Consider the following 18,456-nt stretch of genomic DNA (forward strand, 5'->3'; position numbering starts at 1 on the left):
ATAATCGCGATAAAAAGACAGCCTTTACTCAGGTAGAGTTGGGCTGTCTTTGGTTCATTTTTATTCATCAAATTTGTTCTGATTTATTTTGATCCCCTGTTTTTTTATTTCCGCCTCCAAATGCCTGCTATACTTCTCTGCGAAATGGATCATCATATCAAGTTGTTCCTCTGTTACTTGCTCAAATACGGCTTTATCTCGCTCTCGAAATTCTTTGTGCAGTTCCTCATGGATTTTATAAATGATTTTCCCTTGCTCAGTGAGTCTAAAATAGATTTCTTTCTTGTTATCCGGCTTCTGGTAGCTTTCGATAAGGCCTTTTTTTATGAGCTTCTTGGTCATTTTGCTTATGGCACCTCTAGTCATATAAGAGAACTCCGCAAGTTTTGTTACATTGGAATCTACATGTTTTCCAATGTATTCGATGCAATGTACTTCAGAAGGCTTATAACCCTTAAGACTTTCTTCCATCTTAGTCTTATTAAGCAAAATCAACTTATTTAATAAATTCTTGAAGCTCATTAAGACCTGTTCTTCTTTGTCCACTGCCTGTCCTCCTACTCGTTGGTGCATTAACTTTATTATATGAGATTTTTATTTTCGTTTCAAAACTCTATTTGTTTATAGGATGGGGTGTCGGCTTTACGCCGCTGCTCTTTTTTGAGGATAACGGACCATAATGATGGCTTTACTAGATGCGAGGGGGTGGATTTTGGCTTATAAAAAAGGAATTTTGCTTGCTATGAGGAAATACAAATAAAAGGGCTGTGGATTGTTCAAGCTTTTTTCCGCATGCCGTCTGTCATGCCGGCAGTTTTACAGAAAATGAAAATAAGACGGTCTTGCTATGAATGATCGCACCCATATGAGTCAAACAAGGGGGAGAAAAATGGAAACAGTCGTGCTTTCTTTTTCAGGAAACTTGGCGTTATTAGAGCTCAATCGTCCCGAATCATTAAATGCGATCAATGTTCAAATGCTAAATGAACTGCTAGAAGCGTTGCATCAAGTCGAGCAAAGTGAAGCCTCCATTCTTGTCATTCGCGGCAGAGGAAGAGGGTTTTCTGCCGGTGGCGATATCAAAACGATGCTTAATGTAGATGACCCAGAAGCGTTTCATAAGGTGATGAGTACGATTCAAAAGATTATTGTGACTTTGTATACGTTGCCAAAGGTCGTCATTGCTTCGATTCATGGACCTGCAGCAGGGTTGGGATTAAGCTTGGCTTTAGCGGGCGATTATGTGATGGCTGCGAAGGAAGCGCGTTTAGCCATGAATTTTATTGGGATTGGGCTGATTCCGGATGGAGGAGGTCATTTCTTTTTAGCGAAACGGATCGGTGAAATCAAGGCTAAGCAATTGATTTGGGAAGGAAAACAAATGAGCGCACATGAAGCCTATGAGCTTGGCATCGTTGATTGGCTAGCGGAAGATGGGGAGCAAATCGAGCAAAAAATCAGCGAATGGCAGGTTAAGCCGCTGCAAGCGATGATTGCCAGTAAAATGTTGTATGCCCGTTTAGGCAAAAATGAGTTATTAAAGGTATTGCAGCTTGAAGCAGAATGGCAGCAGCATATGCGGCAAACAAAAGATCATCGTGAAGGGATTCGCGCCTTTCTTGAAAAACGGAAGCCAAATTTTATCGGAAAGTAGCTTATATATACGGTTCTTTCAACAGAAGCAAAGTATTTCGGTGGACTGTAAAGAAAATTTATCCCAAAATGGTTGTTGGATTTCGGATAGTTATCCTGTATTCATCTATGACACCATGCAGCTTTTTATGGGTGCGCAACAGTCGGAAAGGGGGAGATGCCGATGAACGGAATGCTGCGCTCGCTTCAGCTTCCTATTATTCAGGCCCCAATGGCAGGCGGGGCCTCAACTCCACAGCTGGCCGCTGCAGTGTCCAATGGCGGAGGGCTCGGTTTTTTAGCTGGCGGCTATAAAACGGCGGAAGAAATGAGAAGTGAAATAAAAAAGATTCGGGGCTTGACCACTGCTCCATTTGGCGTCAACGTATTTGTACCTGGGGAAAATAAAGCAGACGAGCAGGAATTAGTCAGCTACAAAGCAGAATTAGCGGAAGAAGCGAAACGTTTTGGCATCACGCTTGAAGCAGAAAAATGGGACGATGATGAGTGGGAGGAGAAGCTTGCGGTTTTAAGGGAAGAAAAAGTCCCGGTCGTCAGTTTTACATTTGGTTGTCCTTCACGCGAGGTGATGGAGTCATTACAAGCTCATGGCTCCTTTATAATTGTAACCGTGACATCAAAGGATGAAGCGATCCAGGCAGTACAAGAGGGAGCGGATGCTCTTTGTGTGCAAGGAATGGAAGCGGGAGGGCATCGTTCCGTATTTCGCAACAGCAAAGAAGCGGACGACCAAACGAGCTTATTGGTTTTATTGCAGCAAGTTCGCGATGTTGTCAAGGTGCCGTTGATTGCAGCAGGGGGAATCATGACAGGACGGGATATTGCTTCCGTGTTGGCGGCAGGAGCATGTGCCGCACAGTTGGGAACCGCTTTTTTGCGTTGCCCAGAGAGCGGGGCACATCCGGTGCACAAGGCAGCGCTTGCTGATCCGCAGTTTCAAACGACAGCGGTTACCCGTGCGTTTACAGGGCGGCCGGCACGAGGTCTTGTGAATCGATTTTTCCTTCAACATGATGCAACCGCTCCAGCTGCTTATCCGCAGGTGCATCATTTGACTAAACAGCTGCGCAAAGCTGCTGCCCAACATGGCGACCCGCATGCGATGGCATTATGGGCTGGACAGGGATATCGGCTAGCTAAGGCGCTGCCGGCAGCCGAACTGCTTTCACTATTAAGGGAGCAGCTGAAGGAAGCATGGGCGGAAAGGATGATTTTGGATCTGTAAAATGGATTGCCTACGAAAGCATAGATGATTTTTAATCAATCATGAAAGCGGGGGAGAAGCTGATTTTCTAGCCCCGTTTTTTTATCGCTTTTTTGGCTATTCGAGCACTGTCTGATGCGAAAGTAGAACGAATATATTTTTTTTGATTTTTCTGTAAATATCAACACCAAAAGTTCTAGCGAAATGTGTAAAACATGATATGATAAAAAATAGAGGTGAGAGCGATGTGGCAGCTTTGTCTTTCCATGGTTGAAAGGCTTGGAATTATTGTGATGGTCGCTTTTTTATTGACGCGTCTTCCATATTTTCGCCGCTTAATTTATCATCAAGAAGTAGACGGGATGCAGCGGTTTATTATTATGGTCATTTTCGGAATTTTCGGCATTGTTGGTACTTATACAGGCTTGACCGTTCGGGTTGAAACATTTGAAATTATGAAATGGCCATGGTCGTTAAAAGAGAATGAAGCGCTTGCTAATTCGCGTGTTATTGGAGTTGTTATTGCCGGTCTTCTCGGCGGCTGGAAAGTAGGGCTTGGAGCCGGGCTGATTGCCGGAATTCACCGGTTGTTTCTTGGTGGATTTACCGCTGTGGCTTGCGGAATTTCTACGATGGCTGCCGGTGCTATTGCTGGGATTGTGCATCATCGTAAAAAAAGAGCGAACGCTCTTTCGCCACGTGTGGCACTTATGGTGGGAATGGCCGCCGAGTCTTTGCAAATGCTTGTCATTTTGTTGGTGGCCAAGCCATTTGCGAGTGCGTGGCTTTTGGTAGAAGAAATCGGAATTCCAATGATTATTGCGAACGGGCTTGGCAGCGCCATTTTTATTTTAGTGATTCGCAATGTTTTTCAAGAGGAAGAAAAAGCGGGGGCTCTACAGGCTGAAAAAGCGATGCGTCTGGCCGAAGCAACCGTTCATCATTTGCGAAACGGCTTGACTCCGCAGTCCGCTAGGGCGATATGCGAGCTTTTTATTCGGGAGGTGCCGTCCGTAGCGGTGGCCGTTACGGATCGAACTCATATTCTTGCCCATGTGGGGGCAGGCAGTGACCACCACTTGGCTGACGAGCCGATCCAAACAGAAATGACGCGCCGAGTGATTGAAACAGGAGAAATGATAATTGTGCGCGATCGTGTGATTTGCGGCCACCGGCATTGTCCGCTGCATAAAGCCATTATTGCTCCGCTGAAGCGAAAAGATGAAACCATTGGGACACTTAAGTTTTATTTTCATTCGGAAGCGGAGCTATCATCGATTGCAGTAGAATTTGTAAAAGGGCTATCTTCGCTTTTAAGCCTGCAGCTTGAAATTGCCGAAGCAGAAAAATATTATCAGCTTATGAAAGAAGCGAAAATTAAAGCGCTGCACGCACAGGTGCACCCGCATTTTTTATTTAATGCGCTTAATACGATTGTCTCATGTATTCGCATCGATCCGAATCGCGCCAGACAGCTTCTTGTGTCTTTAGCGTATTATTTTCGCAAAAATTTAGCGGATGCAACGGAGATGCTGTCAACACTTGAAGAGGAGATCAGGCATGTCCAGGCGTATTTGACGATTGAAGAAGCGAGATTTCAAGATAAATTGCGCGTCCGCTATGAAATCGAGGCCGGGTATGAGCAAATGACCCTGCCGACGATGACATTGCAGCCGCTTGTCGAAAATGCGGTGCGGCATGGCTTGAAGCATATGAAAAAAGGAAGCGAAATTGTTATTTCTGTCAAAGCAGAGGGAAGTATGGTGAAAATCTCCGTTTCTGATAATGGAAAAGGAATGACAGAGGAGCAATTATCGCAATTGTTGAAGGCGCCGATTGCTTCCCAATCCGGTGCAGGAATCGGATTGTATAATGTCTATGAGCGTTTAAAATCGCTGCTTGGGGAGGAGGCGGAGCTTTCGCTTGCCTCTGAAAAAGGAAAGGGAACAACGGTTCAATTGCTTGTTCCATATACAGAAAGAAAGGTGGGATATGCGGTTGCGTATTCAGGTTATGGTCGTAGATGATGAGCCTTTGAGCCGCGAAGAGCTAAAGCATCTGCTCTGTGTATATGAACAGATCGAACTTGTTGGTGAAGCGGATTGCGGAGAAAGCGCATTAGAGAAAATTGTTACATTAGAGCCCGATGTGGTTTTTCTTGATATTGAAATGGCGGAAATGTCCGGATTAAGTCTAGCTAAAATGCTGCAGCGCATGAAGCAGCCGCCGAGCATTGTGTTCGCTACCGCCTATCCTAATTATGCGGTAGAGGCGTTCCGATGTGAAGCGGTCGATTATTTGCTGAAGCCATTTGATGAAGGGCAGATTCGCGAAACGATATGGCGTTTGATTCGCAAATTTGAAAAAGAAAGGCCGGCTGCTTCTGAGGAGGCGGTTCGCAAGCTGGCCGTCGAGGAAGACGACGGGATTGTTTATGTTTCGCCACACGATATTTTGTATTGCTGTCGAGAAATTAAAGATACGCTTATTGTTACGAAGCAAAAAACGTATTATACGAAGGTGTCGCTAAAGGATTTGGAGCAAAAGCTAAAAGGAAATCTGTTTTTCCGGCCGCATAAAAGCTACTTGGTGAATGTGGAAAAAATTGCGCAGCTCACCCCCTGGTTTAATGGAGCATATCAGCTGTCACTCGAGGGAACGGCCGATAAAATTCCGGTGAGCCGGAATTATGTCAAAGCATTGCGACAACGGTTGGAATTATAGAGGAAGCTAGTTTAGTTCACTTTATTTGAAATGGAAAATCAAGGGATGGAAACGAGACATAAAAGGCTATTGAAAAAATGCTGATGAAGAAGAGGAGCTAATTTTATGCTCCTTTTTTGTACATAGGGCCCCCTGAACGAAAAGGAGTGAGAGGCAGGGGGCGATGAAAGGTCATCTGTTTTGTACGAATCGCAACAATTCGTACGCTCGATCGCCGACAAGAAGAATAAGCTGTTCAAACAGTTCGTCGCGTTTTATATCTAAATCTACGACTTTTTTAGCTAATTCAAGAGCTTGCCGATTCAACATCATCCCCTCCGTTTCTTTTCCGACGGCTTTTATTTTTCTCATATTCATGACGCAGATCGCTTACGGTCCATTGGGAAAGGAGATCGGGATTGACAAACTGTCCCGTCCTCATCAGTTCATAAATATAAAACTGCTTTTGTTTCGACAGGGCTTTCCGCATGAATGCTCCCATATGATCAACTCCCTTTTTCTTTTCATCTTATATGATTCAGCTAATGATTTCATATCTTTTTGTTAGTTTTTCTTACATAAAATCGGAATGATTGTTAATTTTTTTAACAATATGGTAACAGTTTTCCCTTAAAACTTTTATAATAATGTTAGAAAAACTATCATAGGAGGGGCGCCATGTCACATAAAGAAGATTCTTATAAATTCAAAAAGGTTATTTCGATCGGAATTGTTAGTGAGTTAACAGGGCTCTCGCAACGGCAGATTCGCTACTATGAGGAACGAAAGCTCATTTTTCCAGATCGATCAAAGGGAGCGCGCAAATATTCATTTGATGATGTAGAACGATTAATGGATATTGCCGATAAGCGAGAAGAGGGCGTTACGACCCGAGAAATTCGCAAAGAGTTGACAAAGGAAGTTAGAGAAAAAATGTTAAAAGGACAAATGAATGCTCACTTTCGTCTGCGCGGATAAACCAATAGCCAAAATGGAGAAGAGAATACATTTTAGCCGTACGAATCATACTAACATATAAAGTAAAAGATTTATTGACAAAGGAGCGGTTCATGATGGAGCCTTCTTGGAAATCTCTTCTCCCATTTTTAATTGTGATTCCACTATCAATATGGACGCGGCAAGTCATTCCCGGTTTGTTTGCTGCGCTGATGCTAGGCAGCTACTTAATAGAGCCAACGCTGCTTGGCGGTTTAAAAACGATGCTGTCTTATGTCGTTCATAATCTTATGCAAACGAATAACATCCGAATTATTATTTTCCTTTATGTATTTGCTGGCTTAATTAGTATGATCAAATATACAGGAGGAATCAAAGGCTTTGTTCACCTCGTGAGCAAAAAGGTGAAAACAGCGAGAAGCGCTCTCCTGCTTACGTGGGTTTCGACGATGGTGACCTTTAGCGATCCTGATTTTCGGATTGTGACAGTGGCTCCTATTATGAAAGCGCTGAAAAGACGTCTTCATTTATCGTCCCAGCAAATCGGTTTTACAATTGAAGTGACCTCCAATCCTGTCGTAGCGTTGATTCCGCTGGCGACTGCGTTTGTCGGATACATGGTGTCGGTGATTGATAAAGCGCTGAAAACCGCCGGGATTCATGAAAAAGCCTACAACATTTATGTCCAAAGCATTCCTTTTAACTTTTTTTCATTCACCATTATTGTGGTTGGTCTGTATTATAGCTTTTTTAAATACTCGAAAAAAACGGAGCCGATGGCCGACATAAAAAAATGGAATCAGGCGGTCATGGTTGAAGCGGCAAGCGAGGCGGAAGCCAATCCGAACGAGGCTCAAGGGGAGGAAGGATTAGAAACCTGTCCAAAGGCATTTGAAAAAGAAACGCCGATCAGGCCTTGGAATTTAATGATTCCTCTTTCATTTGTGCTTGTATTAACGTTATTTCTTAGCTGGTGGGACGGACGGAAAGGAGCAAACAGCTTTTTTGATGCTTTTCTGCGCAGCGATGCCCTTGGAGTCATGCTGGAATCGTTAATCATAACGGTCATCGTCGCTGTGGCCTACTTTTTATTTCAAAAATTTAAGCTAGCGGATTTGCTCACTCATTTTGTCAAAGGCGGAAATGAGTTAATGTCTGTCATTATTATGCTTTCATTAATTTGGGCGGTGTCCGCGATTTCTGAGGACTTGGGATTCTCGCAGTATATTACGGATCATGTAAAAGGCTGGATTCCTCACTATTTTGTAGCTCCTGTATTGTTTTTATTGGGTGCGCTGATTTCTTATTTTATCGGCTCCTCTTGGGGAACGTGGGGATTATTAATGCCGCTTGGCGTTACGCTTGCTCATGAATCGGGCACGAACATTTTATTAGTGATTGGCGCTGTATTTGCTAGCGGTACATTTGGCGCTTTTGCTTCCCCGCTTAGCGATAACACGGTAACGCTTTGTACCATTTTAGATCTGCCGGTGATTGAATATGCGCGCACGAAGCTGCTTCCTTCTTTTATTGCAGCGGGCCTAGCCGTCATTTTATTCAGCGTCATGTCGTTTATTATGCGGTAGTCTGGTAGCATGGCTGAAAAGCGGCTAAGTGAAAAAGTCTATATAAGGGTCACTTGATTCATATGGATCTCGTGCGGTTTTTCAACGGCCGGAGGAAGGTTTTTGAACTTGCCTCCGGCCGCTATTTTTTCAGAGCTTCCAGTTACTGAACCTTGCTTACTAGGCATGCCTCGACAGTTTTTCAAATGGTGAATATCTGCCAATCGGTTTTTTTGATATAATACAGATAATCACCATTTTATTTGTCCAGTTGCATCATCGGCTTCATCCTGAGAGCTAGCTGCTACGTTAGTTGTAGACAGAAGAAACAATCAATCATCATCCCCTTCCTTGTTGTCTTCTCATTGTCTAGTGAATTCAAATGACCCGTGGCGTTCTAGTGTAAAATGGAAAGCCAAACAAGATGCGCACGGTCAAGAAAGCAAGCATTGACGTACCATATAGAGAAAGAATGATGATCCATATGCAGCCGTTTATCAATCAGGGGACAGAGAAGCTTGTTGTTTGCCTAAAAACCGGCGGATAAACCTCCTAAAAGGCGGGTGGAGGAAGATGGAAAATGAAATGAACCTGTTGAAAAGTGTTCAGGAGCTTGAACAGTGGAATTGCGAGGACTGCGATACGCAGTTGATGGTATTGAAGGAAAACCAGCAGCAAATCCAAGCGGATGCAAGGATCTATTACGATGAAACAAAAGATGGTCAAGCGATTAAGAGATATTACCGGAAGATTGAGCATCAAGCGGATAAGCTGTCCCTGTTTGTACAGTATCACGAACTGATTACAAAAACGCATAAGCGGAGATTGCCGTATTTTTTCAGTAAGGATGAGTATTTGTATACATGGGTCGATCTTCATCCGGATGGCTCCGTTCAAAGCATTTATTCAGGAGAGAAAAAGGCCCCGGAAACGATGATTGTCCGAGATTATGAAATCGTTAAAAAGAGATATGAGGAATTCCGGCTGCTGTTAAAAAAAATAAGAAAAAGTGAATTGAATGTCGAACAAAAGATAAAAGGGATTGAACAGCAATTTAAATTTAACACGGAGCATGTTGTGCCGCAATCATGGTTTGGAGCGCGAGAGCCGATGAAAGGAGATTTGCATCATCTGTTTGTGTGCCAGCCGGAATGCAATACGGTCCGCTCTAACTTTCCATATGCTGACTTTCCCTTCTATGAACCAGAATCACCTGATGAACTGATTCAAAATCATTGCGGCGTCGCTGAAAATGGCTTTTTTGAACCGGAATACGGAAAAGGGACAGTGGCAAGAGCGATGTTATATTTTTTACTGCGCTATCCGACGCAAATTGCCAAGGGAGTCCGCCGTAAAATTGATGTTCCGTTGCTTATTCGCTGGCACAAACAGTTTCCCGCTACGCTTTATGAAAGACATCGAAATCAAGCCATTTTTCTGATTCAAGGCAATCGCAATCCGTTTATTGATGTTCCGGAGTTAGCAGAGCATATGGTATTTCCGATCAAGCTCATAAAAAATAAAGCGATATAAATCGTGGTTATTTTTTCCGGGAGGGGCATTTAGGGGGACATAGAAGCAAGTAAGACAATCCTATCTCTAAGTGAAGGAGACGCTGGAACGCCTTCTCCTTTTGAAAGGTGGCCGAAGATCATCGCTTGGCAGGCAGTGAAAGGCGGTGCCGCTCGGCCATTTGTTATGCGAAATGATCGATAGAGAACGGAATGAACCTTTCTTTTCGTGGTGTAATCGAGTGCAACGGTATGAATGGAATGTGTCCACATTTCTCTCGCCAATGATCAGATAGGGTATTCGGACGACCGTTTTCGTCATCAAGATGCATGACGCAAAGGAAAGGTGTGAGGTCGATAAGCCGGCTGCTTCGCCTTCCGATTGCCAAAAACATTCGTTTCCCTCGCTTCGCCTTTAAGCTGTATAATAGAGTTTGAAACGAGAAGAAGGGCGATTGAAAGATATCTTGATATAAATAGTTCTAAACTCCTATTTACATTTTTATACAAGAATAGATTTAATGGATATAAAGGGTAATAATTTTCTAAATATTTTTTCTGATTTTTGCATGAGAAAAGCAAGTGCTTGGACTGGCCTCCAACCATTGACTTCCCATTTCTTCGCAAGGTGGATGTATATAGATTCAGGGAATGAGATGGCATAGGGCATGCGCGCGAATTTTGACGATTGATGGAAGGTGCGAGAGGCAAAGGAGAGTAAAAGATGGTCTATGACGGTATTCTTTTATCATTATTAATCGGTTTATTGCGCGGGGGGAATTTTAAAGGGATTGCCCATATAAACTTGCGCGGCGGCTGGCTTTTTCCTATTTTACTAGGGATTGAAATTTGTATTTTTATGTTGCAAAATAAAATAGATATAATTGGTCAAGCTAGCAATGTCTTGTTTCTTTTGATTTATGTAGTTGGTCTGATTTTTCTCTGGATGAATCGACACCAGCCGGGTTTTTTGGTGATTTTTGCAGGAGTGTTTTTGAATTTCATTGTTATGGCAGTCAACGGCGGAAGGATGCCTGTTTCCATTGAAGCTGCACAAACGCTTGGGCGGGAGTATGTCGAAATTTTGAAGGCTGGCATATATGGAAAGCATGAAGCGATTCACGCTTCCACTGTTTTGCCGTTTTTAGGAGACATTATTCCGCTTTCCCCGCCATATCCGCGCCGGCAAGTAATCAGCATCGGCGATGTGGTCATGAATGTAGGAGCGTTTCTCTTTGTTCAGCATCTTATGGTGAATGGACAGAATAATCCTTCTTCACATCAAACTGCCCATGAAGGGAGGTGAACAGGATGAACGCAACCGTTAAAAAAGTGCTTGTGAACCTATTCATCATCGGTTCTGTTATCGTGGCGTTGACATCGGGATTTCGCTTAACATAAGTCCAAGTTTGGAGAAGTGTTATACTTCTCCTTAAAACCTTTGAAAACGAGAGTGGTTAAAGATGTTTTCAAATAAATATTTTCATCAAAAAAATTTAGTTAAACTATATGTAGCAATTATTTATGGCGCAGGCTTATTTGTATGCTTGTGGAAAAGCAGTTTTTTTACTCAATCCTTAGAGGATTGGGTTTTAATTTATATGCTGTCTTCATCGGTTCTTTTATTAAGTTATTTTTCTATTCATCTTCCTCCGAAAGATAACTCATTTTCTATGGATTCAGCTATTTATTTAGCATCAATGTTTTTGTATGGTATTAGTTTAACATTAAATGTTTTGCTTTTTAGTATTATTATTGAATTATTGTATAAAAGAAGAAGAGTTGCTTCGTGGAAACATCTTTTTAATTTTTCTATGTATTCTTTAATGATGGTGGGAGCATATTATACATTTTTGCTTTTTGGTGGAAGAATAGGAGAGATTAATACCAACAATTTATTTCCATACATGATTAGTTTAGTAGTTTATTTTAGCTTGAATATTATGTTTATGTTTCTATTTTTCTTTCTGTCTGGGCAAATTTTCAAAGGTACTTTCAATTTGGGAGTTTTAGGAGAAGCTTGTATTAGTTATTTTGTTACTTTATTGCTTTCTTTGGTTTTAGCCATTTTATTAGAAGAACAAAAATATTTTGGTTTGTTTTTATTTACTGTTTTAGTCACATTGCTTTCATTTGTATTTCGAAAGTTTTTGCAGCTATATCAATCCGTCGCTGAACGAGCGAATCGGGATGATTTAACGGGTTTGTACAATCATGGTTTTTTTAAAGAAACGTTAAAAGAACATTTTGCAGATGTGAAAAAGTTGCCGCAATCTTTTTGCCTCGCGTTGCTGGATTTGGATGATTTTAAAAAATATAACGACTGCAATGGCCATTTGCGCGGGGACGAGCTGTTGAAGTTTTTCGGTGATTTATTGCAAGCCGAAACAAAGGAGAAAAATTATATTGTGGCGCGTTATGGCGGCGAAGAATTTGCCATTTTAATGCCGAACACAACGAAAGAAGCGGCCTTTTTATTTCTCGATCGGCTGCGTAAAAAAGTGAATGATACGTATTTTATTGGTGTTGAATATGTTCCTTATCGCTGTCTTTCTTTTTCCTGTGGAATTGCTGAATATGAAAAAGGAATGTATGACAGCGGTGAGTTAATTCATAAAGCAGATCAAGCCATGTATTATGCAAAAGCGCAAGGAAAGAATAATGTACAAATATATGACGAGGAAAATATTTGTTGGAGTCAAATTGAATTTAAAGAAGATTTGGAGGACATGGAGCAGCTGTTGAGAATTTTTTTATCAAAGGATGTCTATACGTACCGTCACAGCAAGCGGGTCTTTACGTATGCGCTTGAATTCAGTGAACGGCTTGATCTAACCGATCATGAAAAACAAACGCTTATTTTAGGAGCGCTTATTCACGATATCGGAAAGATCGAAGTGCCGCGCGACATTTTAAATAAAAAAGGAAAGCTGGAGCCTCATGAATGGGAGATTATCCAAAAGCACGTGATATGGGGAAAAGAAATTTTAGCTTCGAATCGCCGGTTTGAAGATGTGCTGCCGCTTGTTGAGCTTCACCATGAACGATATGATGGAAAAGGCTATCCATATGGATTAAAAGGAGAGGAAATTCCGAAGCTGGCTCGCATCTTATGCATCATCGATTCCTTTGATGCGATGACAACAGAGCGCCCGTATCAGCCCACCAAGACATTTGAAGAAGCTGTGGCCGAACTACGCGCCTGTGCAGGAACACAGTTTGACCCTTATTATGCCCAGCAGTTTATTCAGTTTATCGAAACGCAATATATGCCGCGTTTGGAGCGGACGAATCGCTAGCCATGTATATGAATATAGAGTTCGTGTTGTTTTTTGACGGCCGAAGATGAGTATGTGGACTTATCTTCGGCCGTTATTTTTTAGAGACCTTTTGTTCGACCTTCAAGCTGTATTTATCGGGAATGATTATTTTTGATTGATTTATAGATAATTTTTGATTTTTTATGAATGAAATTGATTGATTTTGATTGATTTTTCGTTCGCCATACGATATGATGAAAGCAACGATATGATTCAGAAGGGGAGGTGAGACCGTGCTGACAGCGGAAAGACATCGCCTGATTCTAGAATTATTAGCAGAAAAAAAGATTGTGAAATTGCAGGAACTGGTTGAAGCAACGGCGTCTTCCGAATCAACCATCCGCCGCGATTTAAACCAACTGGAGAAGGAGAAAAAATTGCGGCGCGTTCATGGAGGAGCTGCTGTTTTGCATCAAAAAAGAGAGGAATTGAGCATACTTGAGAAATCAGAAAAGTATATACAAGAAAAACGAATGATCGCTCAATATGCTGCGGGTTTTGTTGAAGCTGGCGATTGCATTTACTTAGATGCAGGCACAACGACTCTTGAATTGATACCGCATTTAAATGCCAAAGATCTTGTTGTTGTGACCAACGGCATCACTCATTTAGAAGCATTGCTGGAGAAAAATATTCCCACTTATTTGCTAGGGGGATTGATTAAAAAGAAAACAAAGGCGCTAATTGGACGCGGGGCGCTTCATTCATTAGAAAATTATAGCTTTGACAAATGCTTTATTGGTGTGAATGGCATCCATCTTGAATACGGATACACAACACCAGATCCGGAAGAAGCGATGGTGAAAAGCATGGCGATTAAGCTTTCTCGGCAAGCCTATGTTTTAGCAGACCACTCGAAAATAAATGAAAGCACATTTGCGAAAATTTCCGATTTGCCAGCGGCCACGATTATTACAGATGAGTTAGATGAAGAACTGCTGGAACAATACGAAGCAAAGACCGAGGTTAAGGTTGTGACAAAATGATTTATACATGTACACTAAATCCTTCTGTTGACTATATTGTCGAAGTAGATCATTTTCAAATTGGTGAACTGAATCGAGCGTTGAGTGCAACGACCTTTCCAGGTGGAAAAGGAATTAATGTATCGCGCGTACTGAGACGTCTTGGTGTGCAAAATACGGCTTTAGGCTTTATTGGTGGATTTACAGGAGCCTTTATTGAGCATGAATTACAGCGCGAAAATATTCAGTTTGATTTTGTCAAAGTGCCGGAAGATACGCGAATTAATATTAAATTAAAATCGGGAAAAGAAACCGAAATTAATGGAAAAGGCCCGGCGATTTCCTTTGATTCGCAAAAGGAAATGCTCAAAAAAATTCAATGTTTGCGGCCTGATGACTTTCTCGTGCTGGCTGGCAGCATTCCTTCCTCGCTTTCTGTACGTTTTTATGAACAAATCATGGACGTGGCGAAAAAAGCGCAGGTAAAAGTGATCGTGGATACAAGCGGCCCCGCCCTAAAGAGGCTCATGAACGACCAGCCGTTTTTAATGAAGCCGAATCATCGCGAGCTAGGAGAATTATTTGATACGGTTTTTCATTCGAAAAGAGAGGCCGCCATATATGGACGCCGCCTAGTTGAATGGGGTGTGGAGCATGTCATTGTCTCACTTGCAGGAGAGGGAGCGTTCTTTTTTGATAAGGAAACCGCGCTGTTTGCTGAAGCGCCGAAGGGAGCGGTAAGAAATTCGGTTGGCGCTGGTGATTCGATGGTCGCAGGCTTTCTAGCTGCCTATACGAGCGGAAAAAGTGTAGAAGAATCATTTGCTTATAGTGTCGCATCCGGAAGCGCTACCGCTTTTTCGCAAGACTTATGCACAAAAGAAAATGTCGAGCGGTTGCTTGGCCAAGTAAAAATCATGCGCATTTAAAAGGAGGGTGTGATCGTGAAAATTACGGATTTATTAACAGAGGAAACGATTGTTCTTGAGGCGAAAGCGAGAACAAAGGAGGAAATTATTGACGAGCTTGCTCAAACATTAGAGCAAGCAGGTGTATTGCATGATTTGAAAGCGTTTAAAGAGGCGGTTTTGCTCCGTGAAGCGCAGAGTACGACGGGAATCGGTGATGGAATTGCCATTCCTCATGCGAAAACATCCGCGGTGGCCAGACCGGCGGTGGCCTTTGGCCGATCTAATCCTGGAATCGATTATGACGCATTGGACGGAAAGCCAAGCCATTTATTTTTTATGATTGCTGCTCCGGATGGGGCGGATCACACTCATTTGGAAGCGCTCGCCCGTCTATCATCCATGCTGATGGATGCCGCATTTCGTTCACGTGTTGAAAGCGCTTCAACTAAGGAAGAGCTGCTTTCTGTCATCAAAGAAAAAGAAGCGGCAGAAGAGATAGAGCCTGAAACGGCGCCAGCTTCAGCAAAAAAAATAGTAGCGGTTACAGCTTGTCCAACCGGAATTGCCCATACGTATATGGCGGCTGATGCGCTCAAAGCGAAAGCGAAAGAAATGAATATCGACATCAAAGTTGAAACGAACGGTTCAAGCGGTGTCAAAAATGAATTAACAGGGAAAGAGATTGAAGAAGCATCTGCTGTTATCGTTGCGGCAGATAAGCAAGTAGAAATGGAGCGCTTCAGAGGGAAGCCTGTGCTGCAAGTGCCTGTTGCTCAAGCGATCCGCCAACCGGAAAGGCTGATTGAGCAGGCCTTAAAGCAAGAAGCACCCGTCTATCAAGGAAGTGGGGCCAAGCTGGAATCAACTCATGTGAAAGGACGTACAGGCTTTTACAAGCATTTGATGAACGGCGTATCAAACATGCTTCCGTTCGTGGTCGGCGGGGGGATTTTGATTGCGATCTCCTTCCTGTTTGGAATCAAAGCCTTTGATCCAAACGATCCATCGTTTCATCCATTAGCCAAGGCATTGATGGATATTGGAAGCGGCAACGCCTTTGCGCTTATGATTCCTGTACTTGCGGGGTTCATTGCCATGAGCATTGCTGATCGCCCAGGATTTGCGCCAGGAATGGTTGGCGGATTTATCGCAGCTAATGGCGGGGCTGGATTTTTAGGAGGATTAATCGCAGGCTTTTTAGCCGGATATTTAGTGGTTGGACTTAAGAAAGCCTTTCATAAGCTCCCTGCTGCGTTTGAAGGCATTAAGCCTGTATTGATTTATCCGCTATTTGGTATTCTTATCACTGGGTTTATTATGCTGTATGTAATTGTCGATCCAGTAAAAGCATTAAATGATGGAATGAAGCATTGGCTTTCCAGTCTGGGAACAGGGAATCTTGTACTATTGGGACTCATTCTTGGCGGAATGATGGCGATTGATATGGGTGGACCGATTAATAAAGCGGCCTTTACATTCGGACTTGCCATGATTGATGCCGGAAATTACGCTCCACATGCGGCGATTATGGCAGGAGGGATGGTTCCTCCGCTCGGTCTGGCCTTGGCCACGACATTGTTTAAGCGTAAATTTACAAAAGCGGAACGGGAAGCTGGAAAAACATGCTATATTATGGGCGCCACGTTTATTACGGAAGGAGCCATTCCATTTGCAGCCGCCGATCCAGTGCGTGTCATCCCTTCGATTATTGTCGGGTCGGCGATTGCCGGAGCGTTAACGATGCTGTTTAAAATCGGCCTGCCAGCGCCGCATGGCGGAATTTTTGTCATTCCGATCGTCAAAGGAAGTCCATGGTTATATATACTTGCTATTTTAATAGGATCCATCGTCACAGCCTTGATGGTTGGTCTGTGGAAAAAAGAAGTGAAAGAATAAAAGATGGATAGGAAAACGAGGCGTGGAAACGCTTCGTTTTTTTATGAGAAAATTTTATGAAATTCTCATGAAAAGGATGGATCAGTCGTGCTAAAATAAAAAAGTTGCTGTTAGGGTATATTTGTCAATAACGACGGAATCGGTCGGAAAACGGTGTTGTGTGAACTTTTGCTATACATTCGTGCGACAGGTAAGTCTCTGGCGATTGGCTTCCGTCAGCGATCATTTGTTTCATCCGGCATAAAAAGACGCTATTGGCCAATGCGGATAAACGGAAACATATTCAACAAATAAGGTGTTTTATTAATAAATTTTTTGCCATAGACCTCTATATGATGATCCGATTGCCAGGGGCAACCGATGCTGCTTCCTGCAAGTGGCTTTGTTTGTAAGCGGCTGATTGTTCGGCGCTCAGTGGCGCTTTGGCGTGACAGAAGTCCGTTACCGATTGATCTTCCGTTGTCGAAAAAATGGAGGAGATGGGTTTCTGGTGAAAACTCCATCTGTATTTCCATATAGAAAGTTTGAAACGTTCAGTTGTATTATGATAGTATAACGATCATCGATGCTTCGCATACAGCAACGGCACGTCTGGAACGATGGAATCAGTCGGCTGATTGCAACATGATCCGTTGATGGAATGGCCAATATATAGTTGGAATTGGTCATGTTCACAGTTGCATGGATACGAAGGTTGAATCGATTTTTCCACTCATTTTCGTTACAGAAGTGCGTGGTGAAAAACAAGTCGCGAGACCCTTTCGACCGAGGGCTGTTACAGATACCATTTGTTCAATTGTTTTAGTTATAATTTATACAGATATAATGGTGAGATCCTGTTATGAACTTTATTAAAGAAAAGGAGAGGCCGCATGAAGTCCTTTCTACAGCTTAATACTATTTTTGTTAGTATTTTAATAGAGTCTATTCCTTTTATATTAATTGGTGTATTTATTTCGGGTATTATTCAAATGTTTGTGACAGAAGAAATGGTCAAAAAATGGGTTCCGAAAAATAAAGTGCTGGCTGTCCTGTATTCAGCTCTCATTGGCGTGTTGTTTCCAGCATGCGAATGCGGCATTGTACCGATTACCCGCCGTTTAGTTACGAAAGGGGTGCCGCTACATGCTGCCATTCCGTTTATGTTGACAGGGCCTGTCGTTAATCCAATCGTCCTGTTTTCTACGTATATTGCCTTTGGCAGCAATTTTAAAATGGTGATTTATCGTGCGGTTTTTGCGTATATTGTGGCTGTCATGGTTGGACTCATATTATCGATACAATATAAAGATGAGCAGCTGCGAAACCAAGAAGTGATCCATGCTTCCCCGTCCCGGACATTGAAGGAAAAATGGATGGGGACGCTAGAGCATACGGTGGAAGAATTTTTTACGTCAGGGAAATATTTAATTATCGGTGCTTTTATCGCTTCTGCTATGCAAACGTACGTCAAAACATCAACACTTCTGGCCATTGGACACGGGAAAATGACGGCATCTCTTGTGATGATGGCGCTGGCGTTTGTGCTTTCATTATGCTCTGAAGCGGATGCATTTATTGCTTCGTCGTTTCAAAATACATTTTCTTTTGGAGCATTGGCTGCCTTTTTAGTATATGGACCGATGTTGGATATTAAGAATACGCTTATGCTGCTTCAATCGTTTAAAACACGATTTGTGCTTGTGCTGATTGCTTATATTACACTCTTTGTTTTTATCGGCTCATTATTGATTTAACATAACCTGTCGAGAATTCTCCCACCTCTAAACAA

At 42.6% G+C, this 18,456-nt stretch carries 17 protein-coding genes; 14 read left to right on the forward strand and 3 right to left on the reverse strand.

Annotated features, from left to right (window positions below; genetic code table 11):
- Nucleotides 1-60 precede the first annotated feature (60 nt).
- Nucleotides 61-522 (reverse strand): MarR family transcriptional regulator, encoded by a 462-nt coding sequence (locus tag GRQ40_RS08065; RefSeq protein ID WP_370514202.1) that lies wholly within the window; start codon nucleotides 520-522, stop codon nucleotides 61-63.
- 367 nt (nucleotides 523-889) lie between these two features.
- Here GRQ40_RS08065 and GRQ40_RS08070 point away from each other — a divergent pair, with 367 nt between their 5' ends.
- The 4 genes from GRQ40_RS08070 (at nucleotide 890) to GRQ40_RS08085 (ending at nucleotide 5,581) form a co-directional block, all read left to right on the forward strand.
- A complete protein-coding gene (locus tag GRQ40_RS08070) occupies nucleotides 890-1,654 on the forward strand; it encodes an enoyl-CoA hydratase (RefSeq protein WP_044746837.1) in 765 nt (254 codons plus the stop codon).
- A gap of 171 nt (nucleotides 1,655-1,825) precedes the next feature.
- Nucleotides 1,826-2,878, forward strand: a complete 1,053-nt coding sequence (locus tag GRQ40_RS08075) for an NAD(P)H-dependent flavin oxidoreductase (protein WP_159720809.1) — start codon at nucleotides 1,826-1,828, stop codon at nucleotides 2,876-2,878.
- A 224-nt stretch (nucleotides 2,879-3,102) separates the two neighbouring features.
- Complete coding sequence (locus GRQ40_RS08080; protein WP_044746836.1) at nucleotides 3,103-4,884, forward strand: sensor histidine kinase; 1,782 nt, start codon at nucleotides 3,103-3,105, stop codon at nucleotides 4,882-4,884.
- Nucleotides 4,850-5,581, forward strand: coding sequence for a LytR/AlgR family response regulator transcription factor (locus GRQ40_RS08085; protein ID WP_066149140.1), 732 nt, complete (start codon nucleotides 4,850-4,852; stop codon nucleotides 5,579-5,581). The genes GRQ40_RS08080 and GRQ40_RS08085 overlap by 35 nt, the downstream gene beginning before the upstream one ends.
- A gap of 171 nt (nucleotides 5,582-5,752) precedes the next feature.
- Here the strand turns inward: GRQ40_RS08085 and GRQ40_RS18740 are convergent, their stop codons facing one another.
- Complete coding sequence (locus GRQ40_RS18740; RefSeq protein WP_255357508.1) at nucleotides 5,753-5,887, reverse strand: hypothetical protein; 135 nt, start codon at nucleotides 5,885-5,887, stop codon at nucleotides 5,753-5,755.
- Entirely contained in the window at nucleotides 5,868-6,062 is a 195-nt protein-coding gene (locus GRQ40_RS08090) for a Fur-regulated basic protein FbpA (protein WP_044746834.1), read from the reverse strand. The genes GRQ40_RS18740 and GRQ40_RS08090 overlap by 20 nt, the downstream gene beginning before the upstream one ends.
- A 176-nt stretch (nucleotides 6,063-6,238) precedes the next feature.
- Here GRQ40_RS08090 and GRQ40_RS08095 point away from each other — a divergent pair, with 176 nt between their 5' ends.
- The 10 genes from GRQ40_RS08095 to GRQ40_RS08135 all read left to right on the forward strand — a co-directional run bounded on the left by GRQ40_RS08095 (nucleotide 6,239) and on the right by GRQ40_RS08135 (nucleotide 18,421).
- Entirely contained in the window at nucleotides 6,239-6,538 is a 300-nt protein-coding gene (locus GRQ40_RS08095) for a MerR family transcriptional regulator (RefSeq protein ID WP_044746833.1), read from the forward strand.
- Between the two features lie 95 nt (nucleotides 6,539-6,633).
- Nucleotides 6,634-8,103 carry a Na+/H+ antiporter NhaC family protein gene (locus tag GRQ40_RS08100; RefSeq protein ID WP_159720811.1) on the forward strand — a complete coding sequence of 490 codons (1,470 nt, stop codon included), beginning with the start codon at nucleotides 6,634-6,636 and terminating at the stop codon, nucleotides 8,101-8,103.
- Nucleotides 8,104-8,506: 403 nt separating this feature from the next.
- Complete coding sequence (locus GRQ40_RS18745) at nucleotides 8,507-8,629, forward strand: hypothetical protein (RefSeq protein ID WP_255458406.1); 123 nt, start codon at nucleotides 8,507-8,509, stop codon at nucleotides 8,627-8,629.
- A gap of 26 nt (nucleotides 8,630-8,655) precedes the next feature.
- Nucleotides 8,656-9,615 carry an endonuclease I family protein gene (locus GRQ40_RS08105; protein ID WP_082063882.1) on the forward strand — a complete coding sequence of 320 codons (960 nt, stop codon included), beginning with the start codon at nucleotides 8,656-8,658 and terminating at the stop codon, nucleotides 9,613-9,615.
- A gap of 702 nt (nucleotides 9,616-10,317) precedes the next feature.
- Nucleotides 10,318-10,899, forward strand: coding sequence for a DUF5317 domain-containing protein (locus tag GRQ40_RS08110; RefSeq protein WP_159719708.1), 582 nt, complete (start codon nucleotides 10,318-10,320; stop codon nucleotides 10,897-10,899).
- A gap of 157 nt (nucleotides 10,900-11,056) precedes the next feature.
- The gene (locus tag GRQ40_RS08115; protein WP_044743506.1) at nucleotides 11,057-12,892 is read left to right on the forward strand and encodes a diguanylate cyclase; all 1,836 of its coding nucleotides are present in this window, start codon (nucleotides 11,057-11,059) and stop codon (nucleotides 12,890-12,892) included.
- A 254-nt stretch (nucleotides 12,893-13,146) separates the two neighbouring features.
- Nucleotides 13,147-13,899 (forward strand): DeoR/GlpR family DNA-binding transcription regulator, encoded by a 753-nt coding sequence (locus GRQ40_RS08120; protein ID WP_159719709.1) that lies wholly within the window; start codon nucleotides 13,147-13,149, stop codon nucleotides 13,897-13,899.
- Complete coding sequence (gene pfkB, locus GRQ40_RS08125; RefSeq protein WP_159719710.1) at nucleotides 13,896-14,807, forward strand: 1-phosphofructokinase; 912 nt, start codon at nucleotides 13,896-13,898, stop codon at nucleotides 14,805-14,807. Before GRQ40_RS08120 ends, pfkB begins: the two co-directional genes overlap by 4 nt.
- A 15-nt stretch (nucleotides 14,808-14,822) precedes the next feature.
- Nucleotides 14,823-16,685: a PTS fructose transporter subunit IIABC gene (locus tag GRQ40_RS08130; RefSeq protein WP_159719711.1), complete on the forward strand. Its 1,863-nt coding sequence runs from the start codon at nucleotides 14,823-14,825 to the stop codon at nucleotides 16,683-16,685.
- Between the two features lie 872 nt (nucleotides 16,686-17,557).
- Nucleotides 17,558-18,421: a permease gene (locus tag GRQ40_RS08135; protein WP_066149152.1), complete on the forward strand. Its 864-nt coding sequence runs from the start codon at nucleotides 17,558-17,560 to the stop codon at nucleotides 18,419-18,421.
- Nucleotides 18,422-18,456: the final 35 nt, after the last annotated feature.

Source organism: Anoxybacillus sp. PDR2 (assembly GCF_009834045.1).
Taxonomy (GTDB): Bacteria; Bacillota; Bacilli; order Bacillales; family Anoxybacillaceae; genus Anoxybacteroides; species Anoxybacteroides rupiense.